The organism is Endozoicomonas sp. 4G (genome assembly GCF_023822025.1).
In the GTDB taxonomy this organism is placed as follows: Bacteria; Pseudomonadota; Gammaproteobacteria; order Pseudomonadales; family Endozoicomonadaceae; genus Endozoicomonas_A.
Map to the genome: position 1 here is coordinate 5,079,959 of NZ_CP082909.1, position 21,930 is coordinate 5,101,888.

Sequence of the window (21,930 nt, forward strand, 5' to 3'; positions counted from 1 at the left end):
ATCAAGACTTCAGGAAGGGACGTAACCGGGAGCCAAAAAAGCAAAAGGCTCTACGCAAGCGCAGAGCCTTTTAGGCGGCATACCGGATTGCAATCTCCTGCGTATGACGGCCTCCGGGGAGGACTTAAGCCCGATGCCTGAGCAGAGCGGGGACAAGTGAACTATAGACACTTACAAATAGTCTGTCAAAGCGGTTAAACCGAGGCCATTCAGCATGCATTGCTGGATTTTAAGAAGATCCGCCTTGTCTATCACACGTACATCATACTGCCTGCGCCCAGACGCATCCTTACCCTCAAACGGTATAAACAGTCGGTCAAAGGACACTGTATAGATCATGTCGGCTTTGACCCAGTGAAAATCGGCATTGTACGGCTTTGGGAGGACTGGGGTGAAATGGAGCTTAAAATGGTAAGGCGCTACCTCATTAGGAGCTGTTGTACTCAGGGGTACAACTGTGCAAAGGCCACTTCTGTGGCGAAGCCTTGGTGACACGACTACTGCAGGCCTGCGCTTAACCATTTCCGGTGGAACGAACCCTTTGAAATCACAAATAACAACAGTCCCCTGTTCGGGATGAAATCTAAGCCCCATACGTAACCTGCTTCAGTGTACTAAAGGAGTGAAGTGTAATACATGAAACTGGATTCCGGCTTATTCAACACTCAAGCTATTCCCGTCATCAAACGATACAAAGCATAATCAGATCTCAGGCAGTACAGGCAAGGACCAACCCGTATCGAGGCAAGGATGCCAAACGAAAACAACGGCTTGAATAAAGCAAAGCAGGAAAAGAACGATGAGTTCTATACGCAACTTACCGATATCGAAAAGGAGATGAAGCACTACCGAAACCACTTCAAAAACAAGGTGGTGTACTGCAACTGCGACGACCCTTATATCAGTGCTTTCTTTGAGTACTTTTCCAAGAATTTTGAGTTCCTGAAGCTAAAAAAGCTGATTACCACATGCTACAAGAGTCAGCAGGTGAAGCAATTCAGCCAGAACGATTCAGCCCAGGCCATCAAGTTGGAATACACGGGTGGTGCAGCCAATAGCCTGCCGGGACCTGACGATATTGGTGTAACACACCTCAAGGGTGACGGCGACTTTCGCAGTCCTGAATGTATTGCCTTGTTGAGAGAGGCTGACATTGTCGTCACTAATCCACCTTTTTCCCTGTTCAGGGAATATGTCTCGCAGCTGGTTCAGGCCAGAAAAAAGTTCATCATTGTCGGCAATCAGAACGCGATTAGCTACAAACAAGTTTTCCCCCTTATTAAAAATAATGAGCTCTGGCTTGGTATCAAAAACGGTGACATGCGGTTTAAAGTGCCGGATTACTACGAACCCCGTAAAACGCGTTATTGGCAAGACGAAGACGGTCAGAAATGGCGAAGTTTGGGCAATATGTGCTGGTATACCAACCTCAAGCATAAAAACCGCAATGAGCAGTTGATCTTGGTGAAACAGTATTCCGGCAATGAGATCACTTACCAATTCCCGCGTAAAGCATCGCCCAATCGGGCGGTGATACAAGCGGTCAGTCCGCAGGACTGATAATAAACATCAAGGTTTACGAAAGGCAATGCTTTCTGTAAAATATTTCGCATGAAGACTAAGCGAGCCTACAAAGAACGATTCTACCCAACACCTGGGCAAACTCAGCTACTTGCTCAGTCGTTTGGTTGTGCTCGATTTGTTTATAACAATACGCTTCGTTTTCGCACTGATGCCTACTACAAAGACGGGAAATCCATATCCCACTCTGAGGTAGAAAAAAGGCTTGTCTCGCTCAAGACAGAGTTTCCATTTCTGGCTGATGTATCCAGCGTGATTCTTCAACAAAAGCTTAGAGATCAGCAAGAGGCTTTCAAGAAATTTTGTAATGGAAAAGCCAAATACCCTAAATTCAAGAAAAGACACTCAAGACAAAGTATCCGGCTAACAAAGGCCGCTTTCAGATACAAAGATGGTCAGCTTTTCATTGCCAAAAGCAAAGATCCGCTGAATATCCGGTGGAGCCGACCGCTGTCTTCTGATCCTTCAAGTATCACCATCATCAAAGATCGGGCAGGCCGGTACTTTGTGTCCATGCTGTGTGAGTTTGAAGCTAAACCAATGCCTATTAGTAACAAGACAGTAGGCATTGATTTAGGTTTGAATGATCTGTTCATCACTTCAGAGGGTGAAAAATCCGGTAACCCAAGGCACACCAAACGCTACGAGATAAAGCTCGCCTATCTTCAGCGTCAGATGTCAAAAAAGCAAAAAGGCAGTAGCAACAGAGCCAAAGCAAAGCTCAAGGTTGCACGACTTCATGCCAAGATTGCCGATTGTCGGATGGATGCCACCCACCAGGCATCACGCAAACTCATTAACGAGAACCAAGTTGTTTGCGTAGAGTCTCTGAACGTGAAGGGCATGATCAAAAATCCAAAGCTGGCAAAGCATATAGCCGATGCAAACTGGGGAGAGTTTGTCCGTCAGTTGAAATACAAGGCTGATTGGGCGGGTAGAGGTCTGGTTAAGATAGACCGTTTCTTTCCAAGCTCTAAACGCTGTTCCAGTTGCGGATTTGTCCATGAAAGTCTGCCGTTGTCTATTCGTGAATGGGAATGCCCGGAATGCAAAACCCATCACGACAGGGACATTAACGCAGCGAAGAATATCAAAACCGCCGGACTGGCGGGGTTAGCCTGTGGAGCGACTGGAACGGGGGTAGAGGCTTAAAAGCCCCTACCTAGGGAAGGCGTGACGAAGCAGGAAGGTTCTTGGAGCGATCTAAGAACCCTCGCCCGAAAGGGCGGGGAGTGTCAGCCGCGCTATGACAATTACGATGCCATTGAAGTGCCATTCGTTAAGGACATTCCCGCGGATTACGATGGGGTCATGGGAGTTCCAGTCACATTCCTGAACAAGTACAACCCAGAACAATTTGAAATCATAGGCACTTCAGACCGAGGCGGGGACGGTTTAATTAACCATCTTTATTTACCCCATGATCGTCGAGATGCCCCTGTTATCAATGGCAAGGGGGTTTACACACGGCTGTTCATCCGCCACCGCAAACCCCTGGCCAAGGTCGCATAAATGGACATCACCCTAAAGCACATCACTATCCGTGAATTGACCCAAGATTACCAAGACAACCAGGAAGCCGGTGTCATCGGCTTCGCAGGCAAAGTGAATATCCGCCCACCCTTCCAGCGTGAGTTTGTCTACAACGAAAAACAGCGGGAGGCGGTTATTGATACCGTGACCAAAGACTTCCCGCTTAACACCATCTACTGGGCAGTAACCAACGATGGCTTCGAGGTCATCGACGGCCAGCAGCGCATCGTTTCGATTTGCCAGTACGTGGACGGGGTCTTTGCTTATAAGGAGCGCTACTTTCACAACCTTCAATCGAATGAGCAGGACGACATTCTCAATTACGAACTGACCGTGTACCAGTGCCAGGGCACCCCCAGCGAAAAGCTGGACTGGTTTCGCACCATCAACATCGCAGGCGAACAATTAACCGATCAGGAGTTACGCAATGCGGTTTATGCCGGTTCCTGGACGATGGACGCTAAACGCTTCTTTTCCAAAAACCAGTGCTCCGCCTGGCAACTGGCGAAAGACTATATGAAGGGCTCCCCCATTCGGCAGGATTACCTGCAAACTGCCGTTAAATGGTTAAGCAAGGGTGACATCGAAGGGTACATGGCCAAGCATCAACATGATAAGAGCGCCAAAGATTTATGGCTTTATTTTCAGCAAGTGATTGCCTGGGTAAAGGCTACCTTCCCGGCCTATCGCAAAGAGATGAAGGGTCTTGCCTGGGGTGATTTCTATAACGCCCACAAAGATGACATCCTCGATCCGACTCACCTGGAGAGTGAGACAAGCAGACTGATGGCCGATGATGAAGTGGCCATTAAAAAAGGCGTCTATCAATACTTACTGACCGGCAACGAAAAACACCTGAACCTGCGAGCCTTTACGGATAGCCAGAAACGAACGCTTTTTGAACGCCAGAAAGGTATCTGTACCGAGTGTAAAGAGCCTTTCGATATCGACCAGATGGAAGCCGATCACATCACCCCGTGGTCCGAGGGCGGCAAGACAGAGCTGGATAATGGCCAGGTGCTTTGCCGGGAATGCAATCGCAGAAAGTCCAACCACTGAGTCACTATCGTCCGGTTCGCTTTCCGTTTTTTCCTGTAAATGATCCATTTTTTTCTTCTTAATGGTCTATGATTAGCTCTGTTAAAAGAGCTTTATGGAGGTTCAACATGCCAAATGTTCATCCCGTACTGGCCGATATGGCGACCAGTATCAGCGAATTCAAAAAAAATCCCATGGCCGTCATTCATCAGGGAGGGGGCCAGCCGGTGGCTGTTCTGAACCGCAATGAACCTGCTTTTTACTGCGTACCCTCTGTCGTCTGGGAAGCGGTACTGGATCAGCTGGAAGACATCGAACTGGCCAGGCTGGTTGAGGAGCGCAAAAACCAGAAAGAAATCCCGGTAGACCTCGATGACTTATGAGCTGATCTTCAAGGAAGAAGCTCTGAAAGAGTGGCGCCAGCTTGACCAGAGCCTTCGGGATCAGTTCAGGAAAAAACTTGATGAACGACGACGATCGCCTAAAGTGCAATCGGCTCGACTCAGAGATATAAAGAACTGTTACAAGATAAAATTACGTTCTTCCGGCTTCCGGCTGGTTTATGAAGTGCGGGACAAAGAGATTGTGATTGTTGTTATTGCTGTGGGCAAACGCGATCGCCAGAAAGTTTACCGGGAAGCGCAGAGGCGTCTTTAACCCACCTTCCCCAACAACGCTTACCGCTCCCAGGAGCGGGTGCTTTGCGGGATGTCTCAGCTCAGCCTTAAATGATGGGGTGAACTCACCCCACCTTTCCTAATGAAGCCACGGCACTAATCATTCGATATTCTGCACCTGCTCCCTCATCTGCTCAACCAACACCTTAAGGTTAACAGCACTCTGTGTCAGACCAGCGTTAATGGATTTTGACGACAGCGTATTGGCTTCCCGGTTGAGTTCCTGCATCAGAAAATCAAGACGGCGCCCGATAGCGCCTTTCTTGCCCAGGGTGTGTTTAACTTCAGAAACGTGGGTGGATAACCGATCCAGCTCTTCATCAACGTCCATTTTCTGAGCCAGAATCACCAACTCCTGTTCCAGTCGATCAGGATCCAGTTCAGCTTTGGCTTCTTTCAGGCGATCCATGATTTTCTGTCTCTGGGACTCCAGTAAATCAGGGAGAATCGAACGCACGCTCTCGACCTCTCCGGTCACACCTTCCAGTCTTAACCGGATGAATTTCTCCAGCTCGGCGCCTTCTCTGCGACGGGAGTCCGACAGTTGCAGCAGAGCCTCTTCAAAAGCTTTGATGGCCGCGGCATGAACCGGAGCCATATTGGCCTCTTTATTGTCCATAATGCCGGGCCATTGCAGGACTTCCAGAGGGTTTACGCCAGAAGCATTGATAAAGTAGGTTTCAACTTTATTGACCACCGATTGCAGGGCTTCCAGGGCCGATTCATTGACGCTCAGTTGCTGCTGACCTTCTGCCAGTTGCAACTTTAAGGAACATTCCACCTTGCCCCTGTGCAAGTGCTTTCTCAACGCCTCCCGCAACGCTGGTTCTACTTCCCTAACCGCTTCTGGCAGACGAAAATGAGGCTCCAGATAGCGATGGTTAACTGAACGAATTTCCCACACCAGGCTACCCCAGTCCTCCTGGATCTGAGTACGGGCAAAGGCCGTCATACTGGAAGTCATAAGTTTCCTTATCAAAATGTTGCAGGATACATCAACAGCAACCAGTATCAAGCTCCGATGAGCTACCAGCCATCAACAGTTATTTGACAGGAAACATAGAGCCCTTAGCCCGCCTTGGTTATACTTCCGCTTTTAACATTCTTGGCGGTAGAAGGTAAGACCATGCGGCGTCCTAGCGGAAGAACTGCGGATCAGTTACGCGACATTAAAATTACTCGTGAGTACACCATGCACGCGGAAGGATCAGTGCTGGTTGAGTTTGGCAACACAAAGGTGATCTGCACGGCGTCGGTCGACAGATCGGTTCCCCGCTTTCTGAAAGGTTCCGGACAGGGCTGGGTGACCGCCGAATACGGTATGCTGCCCCGTTCAACAACCGATCGTATGGGTCGCGAAGCCGCAAGGGGCAAGCAGGGTGGCCGCACCCTGGAAATTCAGCGTCTTATTGGCCGCTCCCTGCGCGCTGCTGTTGACCTGAAGAAACTGGGTGAGAACACCATCACCATCGACTGTGATGTTATCCAGGCCGACGGTGGCACCCGCACAGCCTCGATTACCGGTGCCTGTGTGGCCCTGGTTGATGCTATCCGCCATATGCAAAGGAAAAAGATGATCAAGAATGATCCATTCCTGCAGATGATTGCTTCTGTTTCTGTGGGTATTTACCAGGGCAGCCCGGTTCTGGATCTGGATTATCCGGAAGACTCCAACGCTGAAACCGATATGAACGTGGTCATGACAGAAGAGGGCGGCTTTATTGAAATTCAGGGCACTGCTGAGGCGGCACCGTTCAGTCAAAACGAAATGACGGCCATGCTGGCCCTGGCTAAAGCAGGGATTGATGACCTGGTTAAGCTGCAAAAAGAAGCTCTGGCAGAGTAAAAGCCTTGATCCAGGCCGCCTGTCGGCCTGGAGTATCAAGAGGAAATGTAGATCAGTTCTCCAGTTCCCAGTCAAAGTCAATGATGACTGGAGCATGTTGGGAGAAAGCCTGGTTTTTGTAGATTCCACCATTCAGAACAGAATGACGCATCCCGGCCGTAATGATCTGATAATCAAGACGCATACCCAGGTTGTCGTGACGCAGGAGCTCATCCTGCCACCAGCTGTATTTGCCAGACTCACGATCCACTTCACGATAGGCATCAACAAAGCCCATGTCACCCAGCAGGCCTTCCATCCAGCCACGCTCTGCAGGCTGAAAGCCGGAAACTTCCTCAGAGTCGCGCCAGTTAGCCACATCAATTTTGCGATGGGCAATATTCCAGGTACCCGCCATAATGAATTCACGGCGCTTTCGGCGCTGCTTGTTCAGATGGTGGGAATAATTGTCCAGAAAGCGATACTTGAAGTTCTGACTAGCAGTATCATGACCTTCAGGCACATACATGCTGGCAATGCTGATCTTATCAAAGTCAGCCTGGATATAACGCCCGGTTTCATCGGCCTCGGGAAAGCCAAGACCGCTGATAATGGCTTTGGGCGCCTGACGTGTATAGATCGCTACACCACCACGATCTTTCCTTTCATAGCCACCGTAGGCATAACAGAAATATCCATCAAGCTGATACCGGTCTCCTTCCATTGCAAACTCATCCTCACGGATGTCCTGCAAGCAGATGACATCGGCATCCTGGTCTATTAACCAGTCAAACAGACCTTTGTCATGCGCGTTTTTTATGCCTTCACAATTAAAGCTGATAACTCTCATTATTGACTACACCTTGCCTGGACCAGATCTGGCCCGGCATAAAGCAAAATACCTGACTGGACTGTCGACCGGGGTCGACAACCACTGAAACAGGCTTAATCCTGCATCTGCCTCACGCCAATGTTGGGAGTCAACTACACAGAACACAGGAAAAGAGGGAATTTTAACTGGCGGATGATACAGGATTGTCGCCGATATGTTTATCCGCATAAATGCTGCCTCAACTTCTCAAAACATCAGGGCAGACTACCGCCATCAGGCATCAAAACATTATTTTTGGTTTTTCTCATTTTCAAGAAACCACCCCGGAGAATAGCTGCACCCATGGATAATTAGCAAAGGTATTTTCCAAATTGAGACGTTCAATACAGTTTACTGACTTTGCTATCAAAGCCTTACTTGGCAAACATAAGACCGAAGTCGTAAGAGTGACTTTCCTGAGTACGGCACACGGCCCGTCGCTGCCTGAAAAATCAGAAGCCCCGTCCGGTAGAGCAGGAAGCCGTCACAAATCGTTGCAGAACCTGCATGAGCAAAATTTTCAGGGTAAAATGGCGGTTTTTTACAACAGGCACTTGAATAGATCATGCTCGATTATCAGAGAGAGTTTCTGGACTTCGCCTTAAAGGAACAGGTGATTCGCTTCGGTGAGTTCACCCTCAAATCAGGCCGAAAATCGCCCTACTTCTTTAACGCAGGCCTTTTCAACACAGGAGAGGCCATCAACAAAATGGGGCAGTTTTATGCCCGGGCTCTGGTCAATTCAGCTGTCGGGTACGATCTGCTTTTTGGCCCGGCTTACAAAGGCATCCCCCTGGCAACCACAACTGCTGTTGCATTGTCTGAGCATCACAACATCAACACTCACTGGTGTTTCAACCGTAAGGAAGTCAAAGGCAATGGCGAAGGAGGCAATATTGTCGGAGCTCCGCTTGAAGGTCGCGCCATTATTGTCGATGACGTGATCACGGCGGGTACTGCCATTCGTGAAATCATGGACATTATTAATCAGAGCCCTGCCCGTGCCGCCGGAGTCATCGTTGCCTTGGATCGACAGGAAAAAGGCAAAGGCGAACTCTCAGCCATTCAGGAAGTTGAGAGAGATTTTTCCATCCCTGTTATCAGCATTGTGACACTGAGTGACCTGTTGTCGTATGCCGAGGAAAACCAGGACATAAAAATGTACGCCCCTGCCATCAGGGAATACAGGGAGCGTTACGGGGTCTCCTGAAACGAGAGCCTGAGGCTTGTGCTGCCAGCCTCAGGCAATCAAAGCACGGAGTTTTACGTAGAGTGTTTACCTGAAAACTACCGTTGCCAGCACTTGCCATTGCACTGACCACTGCTCGGTTGGCTTTCGCTTGAACTCACTGCGCACGAACTGGTAGATACGTCCTTCAGCCACTGAAAGCAACATATTGGCCGTAGAAGCCAGGGTGGCTTGAGTTCTCAGCCCCTCATACAGTTCAGCATCTCTCAGGACTTGCTTGAGTTGGGTTTCCAGTCGGTCAAACAGCTTGAAAACTCTCTGTCTCAGGCGATCAGGCTCTCCAACCAGGGCATCGCCCGTTAAAAGACGGGTTAAACCGGGGTTTTTTTCACAAAAACCCAACAGCAGTTGCAGAATCTTGCTGCAGCGCTGCAAAGCCTGCTGTTCTTCTTCGAGTATCAGGTTAACCCTTGAGAACAGAGAGTCTTCGATAAACTCGATCAGCCCTTCAAACATTTTGCCCTTACTGGGAAAGTGGCGGTAGAGCGCTGCTTCAGACACCCCCACTGCTTTGGCCAGAGAGGAGGTAGTAATCCTCTCTCCCGGGGCATCTTCCAGCATATGAGCCAGTGCCTGCAGAATTTGATCCTTTCGGGAAAACTTTCTGGTTTTATCCATTACTTCTCGACACACTCTTACTATCTTTTTTCCAAGACTGACCGCCAGTAATCAGAGTCCCCACCCCCTGATCGGTCAGAAGCTCCAGCAACAGGGCATGAGGGACTCTTCCGTCAATGATATGAGCCCGGTTTACCCCGTTATTGACGGCACTCAGGGCACACTGGATTTTTGGCAGCATACCCCCATAAATCGTGCCATCCGCAATCAGCTTCTCAACCTGTCCGGCATCCAGCCCGGTCAACAAATCACCTTCTTTACTGAGCAGCCCCGGAGTATTGGTCAGCAGTAACAGCTTTTCTGCCTTCAGAGCCTCAGCAAGATGACCCGCTACCAGATCGGCATTGATATTGTAGGACAGGCCCGAGCCATCAGCACCAATAGGCGCTACCACGGGAATAAAGTCTGAGTTCTGCAGCATTTCAACAATGCGGGTGTCGATGGAGTCCACCTCACCCACATGACCAATATCTATGATTTCCGGTGCTGACATTTCCGGCGTCTTGTGGGTCACTTTCAGACGACGTGCCCGGATGAAACAACCATCCTTACCCGTCACACCCACTGCACGACCACCGTTGTTATTAATCAGCGTGACAATTTCTTTGTTGACCAGTCCACCCAGCACCATCTGGACAACATCCATAGTGCTGGAGTCTGTCACCCTCATTCCCTGCACGAACCGGGTTTCCAGGTTCAGGCGCTTCAGCATAGACCCGATCTGAGGGCCACCCCCGTGAACCACAACAGGATTGATGCCCACTGCTTTGAGCATCACGACCCCCTGGGCGAAGGCATTTTTCAGTTCTTCACTTGCCATGGCGTTGCCACCGTACTTGATGACAATGGTTTTGCCTGAAAAGCGCTGCAGGTAGGGCAGAGCCTCAGTGAGTACCCGGGCACGATCATGCAATGGCAGTTGGGCCGCTTTATCCATCAATACTCCTCACAAAACACAATCAACCAAAAAAACAATCAACCAAAAAAACAATCAACCGAAAAAATAGCAGGGCAAACGTTGGAAGTCAGGCGACACACGCCGCCTGCACAGTGTTATCGAGTGCCTGAGTGACCAAAGCCACCGGCACCGCGATCGGTTTCATCAAAACTGTCAACCATCTCCAGCCTGGCCTGGACTACCGGCACCAGCACCAGCTGAGCAATGCGCTCACCGGGCTCAATGGTGAACGTCGATTGCCCCCGGTTCCAGCAGGACACCATCAACTGACCCTGGTAATCAGAGTCAATCAGCCCCACCAGATTACCCAGCACAATACCGTGCTTATGTCCCAACCCGGAACGGGGCAGAATCATAGCCGCCAGGGCAGCGTCTTCAATATGAATGGCCATACCGGTAGGCAGCAGCTCCGTCTGACCCGGCTCCAGGTTCAGGGGCTTTTCCAGCATAGCCCGCAGGTCAATGCCCGCAGAGCCATCGGTCGCGTAGGCTGGCATTGGGAATTCAGAGCCCAGTCGTGTATCAAGAATTCGGGTTTTCAGTGCTTTCATTGGTCACCTAACGTGTTTTCCTGCTCTCTTTTCCATTTGCCAAAACGACGTGCAATAATTTTCAGAATCTTCCTGGACAGAACGGTCTTGGACGCTCTTGGCATGGGCTCTTCAAAATCTTCACCCAAAACGGTCACTTCATTATTGTCACTGCTGAAACCTATGTCACCGTCCGACACGTCGTTGGCAACAATCAGGTTCAGTTTCTTGCGACGCAGTTTATCCGCCGCAAAACCCAGAACATTCTGAGTTTCAGCCGCAAACCCGACAACGAAGGGGCGATCCTCTAGATCGGCTACCGATGAAATAATATCCGGGTTCTTAACCAGCTTGATCTCCAACGTTTCAGAGGGACAATCAGGATTCTTCTTGATCTTGTCTTTCTGAATTTCAACAGGACGATAATCACAGACCGCCGCACAACCGATAAAGATATCAACGCCTTCGATATTATCCAGAACAGCCTGGTGCATCTCTCTGGCACTGATAACATCAATACGCTCAACCCGGTCAGGAGTCTCCAGGGCAACCGGGCCACTGACCAGCTTCACCGATGCGCCAGCTTCCATGGCGGCAACCGCCAGAGAGTAAGCCATTTTTCCGGAGCTGTAGTTGGAAATGAAACGTACCGGATCCAATGCTTCCCGGGTAGGCCCGGCGGTAATCAGAACATTCAGGCCGCTCAAGGCATCATGCTCAAACAGGTCGGCGGTCTGCCGGGCAATAAGTTCAGGGTCCAGCATTCGACCCGGCCCCACATCACCACAGGCCTGACTGCCATTATCAGGGCCGAAGATACGAACGCTGCGTTCTTTTAACTGTTCAATATTTTGCTGTGTGGTCTGGTCACGCCACATGCCCTGATTCATGGCCGGTGCCAGACAGATAGGAGCACTGGTCGCCAGACACAGCGTGGTCAGCAGGTCGTCGGCCTGACCGCCGGTCAGCCGGGCAATAAAGTCAGCCGTAGCCGGAGCCACCAGCACCACATCAGCCCAGCGAGCCAGTTCAATATGACCCATTCCGGCTTCGGCCCTGGCATCCAGCAGGTCCAGATGTACCGGATTGTGGGAAAGCGCCTGAAGCGTCAGAGGCGTGATGAATTCACAGGCAGCTTTGGTCATGACTACCCGAACATCGGCATCCGATTTGCGAAGTATGCGGATCAGCTCAGCACTCTTATAGGCAGCAATGCCACCGGTCACGCCGAGCAAAATCCGCTTCTTTCTTAAACGTTGCATGAATGGCCTTGAAGATAATAAATCAGGGAATTTTCTGGGCTTTATTGTGTCTGAAATGGTACCAACTTAACAGTCGATCCTTGAGACTTATGACGCATCACCCTCAGGGCACCGCCATAAAAGCACTTCCGGAAGAAGAGCGTCCCAGGGAAAAGTTAATCGCCCGGGGGCCTGCTGTACTCAGCGATGCGGAACTGCTGGCCATTCTGCTGCGCACCGGTTACAAAGGCACTCATGTCCTGGCCCTTGCCTCCCAGCTGATTGAGCGTTTTCAATCATTGGATGGCTTACTTTGTGCGACCCCTACTCAACTTCAAGCATTAAAAGGGCTGGGGAAAGCAAAGGCGGCTGAACTCAGTGCCATTCTTGAAATCTGCCAGAGAGTGCTCTCGGAAAAAATGTCGGAACAAAGCACGATCAACAGCCCGGATGCCACCCGTCGATACCTTCAACTTCATTTCAGGGGTTGTCACAGAGAAGAGTTTGCCTGTCTTTTCCTGGACACCCGACACCGGGTTCTGGCTCTGGAAACCCTGTTCCAGGGGACACTCGACGCCGCACCGGTTTATCCCAGGGAAGTGGTAAAAAGAGCTCTGGAGCTGAACGCCGCAGCCGTTATCGCCAGCCACAACCACCCATCGGGTGATCCACAGCCCAGCCAGGCGGATATCAGAATCACAGACACCCTCAAAAAAGCCCTGGCATTGATGGATATCAGGCTACTGGATCATATTATCATCGGTAAAGGCGTCTCGGTTTCGCTGGCCGAGCAGGGTCTTATGTGAATGAACCCTGCTGAAAAATCCTGCGACACAATTGCGACACACTCGCGACACACAATATAGGTGATAATCAGAAACCCTGACACCGTAAATATCGTTTTTTACGACTACAGATTCTATTGAAATCAGTGGATAATTCAGCCCGCGGCTCCTGTAGAACTGACTCTTTCAGTTTTGCAGGAGCCTGACCAAAAATAGCACCCAACTTGCACCAAAGCCTTGACTTTGATATAAAGCGCGGTCTTTGTATATGGGTAGCTGCTGAGAGTTCTGACTCTTAACCTTGGGCAGACCTGCCCGAAAAACGAACAACGGAATCCTCCGGCCTCATGGCTGGGTTTTTTTGGTTTGAGAGGCCACTACTATGTCCAAAGTTTGTCAGGTTACCGGCAAGCGCCCGGTTACCGGGAATAACGTTTCCCACGCGCACAATAAGACCAAGCGTCGTTTCGTGCCAAACCTGCACCATAAGCGTTTCTGGGTAGAGAGCGAGAAGCGTTTCGTTCGCCTGCGTGTATCCGCTAAAGGCATGCGCATCATCGACAAGAAGGGTATCGACACCATTCTGTCCGAACTGCGTGCTAACGGTCAAAAAGTCTAAGATAGCGGGAGCAATAAGTCATGGCTAAAGGTATTCGTGAAAAGATCAAGCTGGTTTCATCGGCTGGCACTGGTCACTACTACACCACCACCAAAAACAAGCGTAACACTCCAGACAAGCTGGTATTCAAGAAGTACGACCCGGTTGTACGCCAGCACGTTGAGTACAAAGAATACAAGATCAAGTAAGATCCTGAGTTCTTTCTGGCCCGATGTTCTGTCGGGCCCGCTTTTCTTCCCCAGCCCCTTCTCTCCTTCAAATACCTTCTGATTTTATATAATCTGCAACTACTCTTAACTGGATTGTCTATTTTGGACCAGTTTGGCCGACCCTGAATCCACTATTCATTCCAAACGTTCCAGCACTTACTATCTGGAGAAGTGTCAAAAGACAAAGACAAGAGGACTTTTCTCTCAGCAGATTAAGTAAACGGTAGCTTTATGATAAAAGAAATCCGAGTAGAAGACTGGAAAAGCTTCGAGAGCTCGACCCTGTATATTGATCCTCTCACGGTTCTCATCGGCACCAATGCCAGTGGTAAGTCCAATGTGCTGGATGCCTTACTATTCCTGAACCTCAGTGCATCAGGCATGCCTTTGCATATTATTCTACAGGGGGATAGTCATTTCCCGGGATTACGTGGCAGCACGGAATGGGCATGTCGCTCGGGGACGCAACAGTTTGCTCTTGAAGTAAAGGTGCCTGGGAGCAATGAAATCATTGATTATATTTACAGGCTTGAAGTCAATATTGAGGGCTTGCCAAAAATTGCATCAGAAAGCTTGAGACGAGTGAAGTACAGACCACGAGCCCAAACCGTCTCTTCAGATATCTATTTATTCAGAACTGATGATTGCACACTTGATGCACCCGCTATTACGGCCCGCCTCTACAACAGAAAACAAGGTAAACCAAGACCCTCGGCACGACAATCCACCATTTTGAGTCAGCTACACCCGGAAGCATTCTCTCAAAATCTGAGTAAAGATATTACCGATGGGATTGAAGCGGTTATCAGGGCACTAAAAAGTATTTTTATTCTTGATCCCATCCCATCTCACATGAGGGACTACGCCCCCTTGTCAAAAGATCTGGATAGCGATGCAGCCAATATGGCCGGAGTTATTGCCGCTCTTGATACGCAACAGAAACAACAAATTGAAGAAACACTGACAAAGCATGTCAGCCTATTGCCAGAAAAAGACATTAGTCGTATATACTCAGAAACGGTTGGCCATTTCAACTCCGATGCCATGTTATATTGCGATGAGTTATGGGGCGACAAGAAGATTTCCGTCGATGCCAGAGGTATGTCAGATGGCACATTAAGGTTTTTGGCCATACTGGTTGCTTTACTCACCCGCCCGGAGCATAGCCTTCTGGTAGTGGAAGAAATTGATAATGGTCTCCATCCTTCAAGATCCAGTGTCCTGTTGAACGTTTTGAGGTCTATTGGAAAACAACGTCATATCGATATCCTGGTGACCACACACAATCCGGCACTATTGGATAGTCTGGGGCCGGAAATGACGCCTTTTATCACGATCAGTCATCGTGATAATGAAACAGGGCACAGTCGTCTGACTCTTCTGGAAGATGTATCAAAACTCCCCAAACTGCTGGCTACAGGCCCTGTTGGTACTCTTTCAAGCCAGGGAAAGCTTGAACAAGCGCTTCACCAGGAGCAACGGTCTGGGGGGATGGGTCAGTAATGAGCAGTAAAGTCATTATCTTTGATACTTCTGTACTATGTTGCTGGTTGCAGGTGCCAGGAAAAGATACCTGTGGCCCAGAAGGTGACCATTGGAACTTTGAACGCATAGAACAAAAAGTTTCAGAGGAGTTACAGGCAGGCAGTACGTTTGTATTACCTTTAGCGACCATCATAGAAACTGGAAATCATATTGCCTTTGCATCAGGTGACAGGTATTCATTGGCAAAAAACTTGTCAAAATATATCCACAAAGCTGCTACCGATACGGACCCATGGGCAGCGTTTGGCCATCAATCAGAGCTATGGGGAGCAGACAAGCTGATAAAACTGGCCGAAAGTTGGCCGGATCTCGCGATTCAGGGTTTAGGGATTGGCGATACAACGATAAAAGATGTCGCGGATTATTATGCCAGTACCAGCGCCATAGAAGTGGAAATCTTAACTGGGGACAAAGGACTAAAAAGCCACCAACCTGTCAGCCCAGCTCCTAAACCCAGAAGAAGACGCTAATAAAATCAAGGTCGATAGAAATTTTGCAAACTTTTGTCTGGCTATCATTCACAAACTGCTTATTTTCTATCGTTATCACCCTGATATAATTGCCCGCCCTTGCATTGATAACAGAGCACTTGCAGACCTATGAAACCGGAACTCCTATCCCCTGCCGGAACCATAAAAAACATGCGCTACGCATTCGCGTATGGCGCAGATGCAGTGTACGCAGGGCAACCCCGATACAGCCTCAGAGTTCGTAACAACGACTTCAAAAATGAAAACCTGCAAAAAGGCATTGATGAAGCCCATGGGCTGGGAAAAAAGTTCTATCTGGCCAGTAACATCGCACCTCATAACACCAAGGTAAAAACCTACCTGAGGGATATGGAGCCGGTCATTGCCATGAAGCCGGATGCCCTGATTATGTCCGACCCCGGTCTGATCATGATGGTAAGGGAAGCCTTTCCCGAGATGCCCGTGCACCTGTCCGTGCAGGCCAATGTTGTAAACTTTGCCACCGTTAAGTTCTGGGCAAAACAGGGCGTTGAGAGAATCATCCTGTCCCGTGAACTGTCCCTGGAAGAGGTTCAGGAAATTCGTGAAGAGTGTCCACAAATGGAGCTGGAAGTCTTTGTTCACGGCTCATTATGCATTGCCTACTCAGGTCGTTGCCTGTTATCCGGTTATATCAACAAACGAGACCCCAACCAGGGCACCTGCACCAATGCCTGCCGCTGGAACTATCAGGCTCACGACGCCAAAGAAACCGACAGTGGTGATGTAGTGCCGGTCAGCACAGAACCCCAAATCGTTCAACCGACCCTGGGAGACGGCCAGCCATCGGACCGGATCGTCCTGTTGCAGGAAGAGGGCAGACCCGACCAGTACATGCCAGCCTTTGAAGACGAGCATGGCACCTACATCATGAACTCAAAAGACCTCAGGGCGGTTCAACACGTCCATCGTCTGACGGGCATGGGCATTCACTCCCTGAAAATCGAAGGACGAACCAAGTCTTTTTATTACGTGGCCAGAACCGCTCAGGTTTATCGCAAAACGATTGATGATGCCGCCGCTGGCATTCCTTTTGATATGAGTGCCATGGATACACTAGAGAACCTCGCCAATCGCGGCTACACCGAAGGTTTCTACCGCCGTCATGTCCACGATGAATATCAGAACTACGAGTATGGCAATTCAAGAGGTTCCAAACAGCAGTTTGTCGGTGAGATTCTGGACAACAACGGCCAGCAAATCACGGTCGAAGTGAAAAACCGTTTTGAGACGGGTGACACAATGGAACTGATGACTCCCAGAGGCAATGTTGCCTTTACGCTCGACAATATAGAGAACAAAAAAGGCGAATCCGTTTCTGTGGCGCCGGGCTCAGGCCATGTCGTCAAGATTCCCCTACCCGAAGGCGTTGAGCCTGACGAGATGTCTTTACTGGTTCGCAACCTGCCCTGACGATAAAAAGCACTGTTCTGGTGGCAGTGCTTCTTTCAATTCAATTCAATTCAACTCAACTCAATTCACTACGGCAACGCTCTGTCTGGTCGATAACGGCCTTATGGATCTTGAAACCTTTGCCAGCCTGTTCTCAGGCTCACCGTACAAACCCCTGCTACGACATCGTAATGCCGTACTGAATGCCCTGTTGCAGCTTAACCGGCAGATGCAAAGCCTGGTCTCTGAACACATACAGGCTCCGGCCTGCACGCCCTGGATCAAAGAGCTTCCACATCAACTGGAAGCCATGGAGCAGGAAGTGCTTTCCCGACTGCAAAAACCATCATTGATGGCTCAGCCCAGAGAAGTGGTCATCGATTTATTGCAGACCCAGAACCAACTGGCTCATCAAATCTTTCGACTTTCAGAACGATTAAGTTATCGCCCCCTTCGATTACCCGCCGAAATGATTGTGCCACTGAACAACCTGACCCGACAGTTTGCTGAGACGGTTTATCAACTGAGACAAGGGGTCATGGAATTAAATACACTCAGTCAGGGCGGATTCAGAAAACAACACAATAAATCTCAAAATGGCTTCAGAAAGAGCCTGACCGATGATGTCGATAGACTCAGAAAGATCAGTCATGACATCCGGGAACAAACCTGCCTGATGGAAAGCGAGATAGATCCGGTCGATGTCGCCCTGCTTTTTCTTATTTTGGACGACATCGGTGACCTGTCTTTATGGATGCGTTCCCTGATCACTCACCTGCAAGCCTGATAAGGTTCACGTTCACTCTTCATCAACAACAACACACTGAATCCGCTTTTTACCGGTACGATCAAGGTAGTCCTGAAAATTTTTAGGCAGACGTCCTGTTGTTGAGCCGTACCAGCGCACCGTATCTCCGGTGCTGGTCTGATACTCGAAGTTGTGCTTGGAAACATTTCTCTTACGCTTGCCTTCCCTGCCTGCTTCCTGAAGAAGATTCAGGTCAGACATTGAGAGACCTTTGGCCTCCATGACTTTCTTGATCTCTTCTACACTTTCCAGCTTTTCTTTTCGTTTCAGGTCTTCAGCTTCTTTTTCCTGATTTTTTTCTTCCATAACCTCATTCATTCGGCTAATGACACGCTCCATCTCATCCATCCCCACGTCTTTGAAGAGAGAACGGATTCTGGTTTTACTTCCCAAGCGATGTAGGAGTTCATCAAAAATATTCATTATCGGACCTCAATGTATGACACGTACGCCGTAAGAAGGCGCTATTCAACATTAAACATAAAACCTGAAAGTCGTTTAATTCTTGGGCGATCCTGAGGCTTACTCTTACTAACAGCCTTACCCGATCAAACCCGTTTTCACTATCATAGTCGTCATCAATAAAGTTGATGTTATTTTTTCACAGTAACAAGTCTGAATCCAATTGCGGTGCTTTTGGTTGAACAGTGGCTCAGGGTCTTTGAACAGGTTCTTGTGCTTCCGTAATCAGGATTTCCTCAAGTGCCTGCAAGCCAGCAAGGTAGCCAGAATAAGCGGCGGTAATCGCCTGTCTGGGCAGATCGTACTGGACAGCAACATCTCCAGCAGTTAACACCCCACTGCGACAGGTATGGCTCCAACGGTATTCGTTGTCGAAACTTTCAGGCGTTATCGAGCCAATACCCAGACTTTCTGAAGAGTATTCCAGTGTATTGGCAATAATGCCGTCCACCGTGATGGAAATCTTGTCAGCCTGAACATAGTAGAGATGTTCTAAAGACGTCAAGGTAATAGTATCTGCCGTGATGGTAGAAACGGATAACTTAAGAAGCTGCTGATCCAGACTTCTGAGCAGGCTGGATTCACTCTCAAAAACCGGCCAGACGTTTTTCAGCGGTTTTCTGTTTCGGGTATCAATAAGAACAACTTCAAATCCTGATCGACTGGCGTATAAGGCGGCGGTTTTTCCACCTATCCCCGCACCAAGAATAGCGACCCTCCTTTTCGGCCAACTACTTTTTGTCACCCTTTTATGCAGCAACTGGGCAGAAGCTGTTCCCCTGGCCGCAGCCATCAGGAGCGTCGGGGCGTCAACAAAACCCAGTGTCAGCATATTGCTCTTCAACAAGGGCTGAGACCATAGCGTTTTGTCAGGATCAAAGCGCTGGATATAGCCCTTGTTATTCACACAAACATCGGGATACATACCAGACTGCGGCCTCTGGCCAATGGCTGAGAATACGCCTGAGATGGGAAGGCTCAGCCTGCGCCGACCGCCCTCAAAACTCAACGTACTGGCGTTTAGCAAGCCATTCTGATTGGTGTAAACAGACTCCAAGCGGTGTCCGAAATAGAGAAAAAGAGCCTTTTTGCTTCTCTCCCACGTACTGTAGAGAAGATCGATCATCACGCTTTCGGCCTTGAAGCGATCACCTTGAACAGCGAGGTGAACCTTGTGAGCATTAAGGCTGATCAGGCTGATGGCCTGCTCAATGGCTGAAGCTCCACCACCAACCACCAGCACCTCTTTTTCCGCAAACCTGGGGCCATCACAATCGGTGCAGGTAAATACCCCGTTGCCTTTATAAGGCTTCAGAACCGTCGGCAGATCAGGCACCGCCCCCGATGCCAATATGACCAGAGTGGCGTAATAGGTAGCGCGCTCACCCTGTAGCACCTTAAGGGTGTTCTTCAGTTGCGTGCCAACAATATGATCTTCAATGATTTGGACATTAGGATGGCTTCTTGCCTTGTCTTCCATCAATTGTTGCAGGCTTGCTCCCTGAATGGTCAGACTGCCGGGCCAGTTTTCAATAATGCCAGCCCCTTCAAGCTGACCTTGGCTCTTATTACTCTTTATCACCCGTATTGTGACCGATGGGTTGAATCTGGCAATGGTTTGGGCGGCTGTCATGGCTGCAGGTCCGCCACCGACAATCACGACAGAAGGCGTCAGCGCCCTGAGTGCCGGGCTCAGGAACACAGTTAAGAGCAGACAGGCTGCTACCTTGTGGATATTTTTAGACTTCATTCGTTCAAGTATTTAGCCATTCACAGCTTGTTATAGAGTTTTTCTTCAAAAAATAGAGCAGATTTCTGATTTGTGAATGCTATTTCCAAAATTTGAAGTCTTTCTCTCACCACTATCAGGGACTACACCAAAAACTGCGTTAAACCCTGATGCCTCATTGCAACTCCCGGCGCTAGTCTTGTCGCTCATTGTTTTGATACTTCACTGGCATCACAAAAATGAGGAAAAAATCAGGATGAGGATTGCATTGTCAGCGCTGCTGAAAGTAGCAGCTATTGCTTCACTGAGTTTCTGGTGGCTTTGGTTATTTATTGGTACCGCGTATTACTATGTTTTACAGGGGGATTCCCTCTGGGCCTCGGCACAATCAGGTGCGGGTATTGCCCTGACTGTTTTCATTGCTGGCATGGCCAGCTGCCATTTATCTGAGGTACTGGTACCGGCTAAGGAATGATCGTTTCTCAAAGATTTTATTAAGGGGCTGTCAACACACATGTTTAAAGTTTCATCGTCAAAGCCATGGCCAGGTTTCTGGCAGCCCTGATCAGGTTTTCTTCCCCTTTCATCAATGCCTGTTCCAGAGTCACAGCTCCATGTACCACAGGAAACAGGGCATCAATGCCCCGGGCATAAACGGCCTCCGCACCTTGCCCCACAGAACCGGCCAGTGCCACCACCGGCAGATCAAAGGATTTGGCGATACGGGCAACACCCACAGGGGTTTTACCCTGGGCGGTTTGACCATCGATGCGGCCTTCGCCAGTAATGACCAGATTGGCTCCTTTGACTTTTTCCGCCAGCCCAACGGCATCCATGACGATATCAATACCCGACTCAAGCCGTGCATTGAGAAAGCCCAGCAATGCCGCCCCCATGCCACCGGCTGCTCCAGCACCCGGCGCGTCACAGACTGAGACACCAAGATCACGCTCCATAATCCTGGCATAATGTCCGAGGGAGTGATCGAGGGCTGCCACCGCGTCAGGTGTAGCACCCTTTTGCGGGCCAAAAACCGCAGAAGCTCCGTTTTCACCAATCAGAGGGTTATCAACGTCACAGGCAGCAATGATCTCAACCGATCGCAGGCGTTGATCCATGTCAGAAGTATCGATTTTGCCGAGGTTTTGTAACGGCCCTCCACCGTAAGGCAGCTCCTTGCCATCGTCGTTTAATAAACGGACTCCCAAGGCCTGCATCATTCCAGCACCGCCGTCATTGGTGGCACTGCCACCCATCCCGACGATGATTTTCTCAACGCCCTGATCCAATGCACTGCGAATCAGTTCGCCGGTACCCAATGTGGTCGCAGTCATCGGATCACGCTGATCAGGACTGACCAACTCCAATCCGGATGCCCTGGCCATCTCGATGACCGCCGTTTTGCCGTCGCCCAGCAGGCCAAACTCAGCTTTAATCCGATGGCCCAAAGGGTCTGTAACAGGGACTTCTACAAAACGTCCGCCGGTGGCATCCACCAGTGACTGAAGGGTTCCCTCGCCACCGTCGGCAACCGGTACTTTGACGTACTGGGCATCAGGAAGAATTTCCTTAAAACCGGTTTCGATCGCAGAGGCGACCTGGGCGGCAGTCAGGCATTCTTTGAAGGAATCGGGGGCGATGACTATTTTCATTGGGTTTTACTCTTCCCTTAAATCGTCGGAAATTTTATTCTGTCTTTTGTAGACGCTCCGCCGGAAGGCGGCTTGAGAAATCAGGGCCATCCTGTTTGC

The 21,930-nt window shown here is 49.6% G+C and carries 25 protein-coding genes; 16 read left to right on the forward strand and 9 right to left on the reverse strand.

Going from position 1 to position 21,930, the window contains the following annotated elements:
* Window positions 1–750: 750 nt before the first annotated feature.
* From K7B67_RS20040 to K7B67_RS20065, 6 genes are all read left to right on the forward strand, one after another.
* Window positions 751–1,560, forward strand: a complete 810-nt coding sequence (locus K7B67_RS20040) for an adenine-specific methyltransferase EcoRI family protein (RefSeq protein WP_252177621.1) — start codon at window positions 751–753, stop codon at window positions 1,558–1,560.
* 51 nt (window positions 1,561–1,611) lie between these two features.
* Window positions 1,612–2,733: a transposase gene (locus tag K7B67_RS20045; RefSeq protein ID WP_252177622.1), complete on the forward strand. Its 1,122-nt coding sequence runs from the start codon at window positions 1,612–1,614 to the stop codon at window positions 2,731–2,733.
* A 21-nt stretch (window positions 2,734–2,754) separates the two neighbouring features.
* Complete coding sequence (locus K7B67_RS20050) at window positions 2,755–3,093, forward strand: adenine-specific methyltransferase EcoRI family protein (protein WP_252177623.1); 339 nt, start codon at window positions 2,755–2,757, stop codon at window positions 3,091–3,093.
* A complete protein-coding gene (locus K7B67_RS20055) occupies window positions 3,094–4,173 on the forward strand; it encodes a DUF262 domain-containing protein (protein ID WP_252177624.1) in 1,080 nt (359 codons plus the stop codon). It abuts the gene before it with no gap.
* 107 nt (window positions 4,174–4,280) lie between these two features.
* Window positions 4,281–4,535: an antitoxin gene (locus tag K7B67_RS20060; RefSeq protein ID WP_252177625.1), complete on the forward strand. Its 255-nt coding sequence runs from the start codon at window positions 4,281–4,283 to the stop codon at window positions 4,533–4,535.
* On the forward strand, window positions 4,525–4,809 hold the full coding sequence (locus tag K7B67_RS20065; RefSeq protein WP_252177626.1) for a type II toxin-antitoxin system RelE/ParE family toxin: 285 nt from the start codon (window positions 4,525–4,527) through the stop codon (window positions 4,807–4,809). The genes K7B67_RS20060 and K7B67_RS20065 overlap by 11 nt, the downstream gene beginning before the upstream one ends.
* A gap of 120 nt (window positions 4,810–4,929) precedes the next feature.
* Here K7B67_RS20065 and K7B67_RS20070 read toward each other — a convergent pair whose 3' ends face one another.
* Window positions 4,930–5,793, reverse strand: a complete 864-nt coding sequence (locus K7B67_RS20070) for a YicC/YloC family endoribonuclease (RefSeq protein ID WP_252177627.1) — start codon at window positions 5,791–5,793, stop codon at window positions 4,930–4,932.
* Window positions 5,794–5,955: 162 nt separating this feature from the next.
* Between K7B67_RS20070 and rph the strand changes: the two genes are divergently transcribed.
* On the forward strand, window positions 5,956–6,675 hold the full coding sequence (gene rph, locus K7B67_RS20075; RefSeq protein WP_252177628.1) for a ribonuclease PH: 720 nt from the start codon (window positions 5,956–5,958) through the stop codon (window positions 6,673–6,675).
* Between the two features lie 52 nt (window positions 6,676–6,727).
* On the opposite strand, the gene K7B67_RS20080 is transcribed toward rph, so the two are convergent.
* A complete protein-coding gene (locus K7B67_RS20080; protein ID WP_252177629.1) occupies window positions 6,728–7,504 on the reverse strand; it encodes an exodeoxyribonuclease III in 777 nt (258 codons plus the stop codon).
* Between the two features lie 586 nt (window positions 7,505–8,090).
* Here K7B67_RS20080 and pyrE point away from each other — a divergent pair.
* Window positions 8,091–8,735: an orotate phosphoribosyltransferase gene (gene pyrE / locus K7B67_RS20085; RefSeq protein ID WP_252177630.1), complete on the forward strand. Its 645-nt coding sequence runs from the start codon at window positions 8,091–8,093 to the stop codon at window positions 8,733–8,735.
* A 66-nt stretch (window positions 8,736–8,801) separates the two neighbouring features.
* Here the strand turns inward: pyrE and slmA are convergent, their stop codons facing one another.
* From slmA to coaBC, 4 genes are all read right to left on the reverse strand, one after another.
* Entirely contained in the window at window positions 8,802–9,392 is a 591-nt protein-coding gene (gene slmA / locus K7B67_RS20090; RefSeq protein ID WP_252177631.1) for a nucleoid occlusion factor SlmA, read from the reverse strand.
* Window positions 9,385–10,329, reverse strand: coding sequence for an acetylglutamate kinase (gene argB / locus K7B67_RS20095; protein ID WP_252177632.1), 945 nt, complete (start codon window positions 10,327–10,329; stop codon window positions 9,385–9,387). The genes slmA and argB overlap by 8 nt, the downstream gene beginning before the upstream one ends.
* Window positions 10,330–10,445: 116 nt before the next feature.
* Complete coding sequence (gene dut, locus K7B67_RS20100) at window positions 10,446–10,901, reverse strand: dUTP diphosphatase (protein WP_252177633.1); 456 nt, start codon at window positions 10,899–10,901, stop codon at window positions 10,446–10,448.
* The gene (gene coaBC, locus K7B67_RS20105; protein WP_252177634.1) at window positions 10,898–12,142 is read right to left on the reverse strand and encodes a bifunctional phosphopantothenoylcysteine decarboxylase/phosphopantothenate--cysteine ligase CoaBC; all 1,245 of its coding nucleotides are present in this window, start codon (window positions 12,140–12,142) and stop codon (window positions 10,898–10,900) included. The genes dut and coaBC overlap by 4 nt, the downstream gene beginning before the upstream one ends.
* 89 nt (window positions 12,143–12,231) lie before the next feature.
* On the opposite strand from coaBC, the gene radC reads away from it, so the two are divergent.
* The 7 genes from radC (at window position 12,232) to K7B67_RS20140 (ending at window position 17,967) form a co-directional block, all read left to right on the forward strand.
* On the forward strand, window positions 12,232–12,927 hold the full coding sequence (gene radC / locus K7B67_RS20110) for a DNA repair protein RadC (protein WP_252177635.1): 696 nt from the start codon (window positions 12,232–12,234) through the stop codon (window positions 12,925–12,927).
* Between the two features lie 361 nt (window positions 12,928–13,288).
* The gene (gene rpmB, locus K7B67_RS20115) at window positions 13,289–13,525 is read left to right on the forward strand and encodes a 50S ribosomal protein L28 (RefSeq protein ID WP_252177636.1); all 237 of its coding nucleotides are present in this window, start codon (window positions 13,289–13,291) and stop codon (window positions 13,523–13,525) included.
* Window positions 13,526–13,545: 20 nt separating this feature from the next.
* A complete protein-coding gene (gene rpmG / locus K7B67_RS20120; protein WP_252177637.1) occupies window positions 13,546–13,713 on the forward strand; it encodes a 50S ribosomal protein L33 in 168 nt (55 codons plus the stop codon).
* A 252-nt stretch (window positions 13,714–13,965) separates the two neighbouring features.
* The gene (locus K7B67_RS20125) at window positions 13,966–15,237 is read left to right on the forward strand and encodes an ATP-binding protein (protein WP_252177638.1); all 1,272 of its coding nucleotides are present in this window, start codon (window positions 13,966–13,968) and stop codon (window positions 15,235–15,237) included.
* Window positions 15,237–15,749, forward strand: a complete 513-nt coding sequence (locus K7B67_RS20130; RefSeq protein ID WP_252177639.1) for a hypothetical protein — start codon at window positions 15,237–15,239, stop codon at window positions 15,747–15,749. The genes K7B67_RS20125 and K7B67_RS20130 overlap by 1 nt, the downstream gene beginning before the upstream one ends.
* Window positions 15,750–15,920: 171 nt before the next feature.
* Window positions 15,921–17,201, forward strand: coding sequence for a tRNA 5-hydroxyuridine modification protein YegQ (gene yegQ, locus K7B67_RS20135; protein WP_252177640.1), 1,281 nt, complete (start codon window positions 15,921–15,923; stop codon window positions 17,199–17,201).
* The gene (locus tag K7B67_RS20140) at window positions 17,128–17,967 is read left to right on the forward strand and encodes a DUF47 family protein (protein ID WP_252177641.1); all 840 of its coding nucleotides are present in this window, start codon (window positions 17,128–17,130) and stop codon (window positions 17,965–17,967) included. Before yegQ ends, K7B67_RS20140 begins: the two co-directional genes overlap by 74 nt.
* A 12-nt stretch (window positions 17,968–17,979) precedes the next feature.
* Here the strand turns inward: K7B67_RS20140 and K7B67_RS20145 are convergent, their stop codons facing one another.
* Together K7B67_RS20145 and K7B67_RS20150 are read right to left on the reverse strand one after the other, a co-directional pair.
* Entirely contained in the window at window positions 17,980–18,411 is a 432-nt protein-coding gene (locus tag K7B67_RS20145) for an H-NS family nucleoid-associated regulatory protein (RefSeq protein ID WP_252177642.1), read from the reverse strand.
* Between the two features lie 229 nt (window positions 18,412–18,640).
* Complete coding sequence (locus K7B67_RS20150; protein WP_252177643.1) at window positions 18,641–20,200, reverse strand: FAD-dependent oxidoreductase; 1,560 nt, start codon at window positions 20,198–20,200, stop codon at window positions 18,641–18,643.
* Window positions 20,201–20,276: 76 nt separating this feature from the next.
* Here K7B67_RS20150 and K7B67_RS20155 point away from each other — a divergent pair, with 76 nt between their 5' ends.
* Entirely contained in the window at window positions 20,277–20,654 is a 378-nt protein-coding gene (locus K7B67_RS20155; RefSeq protein WP_252177644.1) for a hypothetical protein, read from the forward strand.
* Window positions 20,655–20,697: 43 nt separating this feature from the next.
* Here the strand turns inward: K7B67_RS20155 and K7B67_RS20160 are convergent, their stop codons facing one another.
* The gene (locus K7B67_RS20160; protein WP_252177645.1) at window positions 20,698–21,831 is read right to left on the reverse strand and encodes a glycerate kinase; all 1,134 of its coding nucleotides are present in this window, start codon (window positions 21,829–21,831) and stop codon (window positions 20,698–20,700) included.
* Window positions 21,832–21,930: the final 99 nt, after the last annotated feature.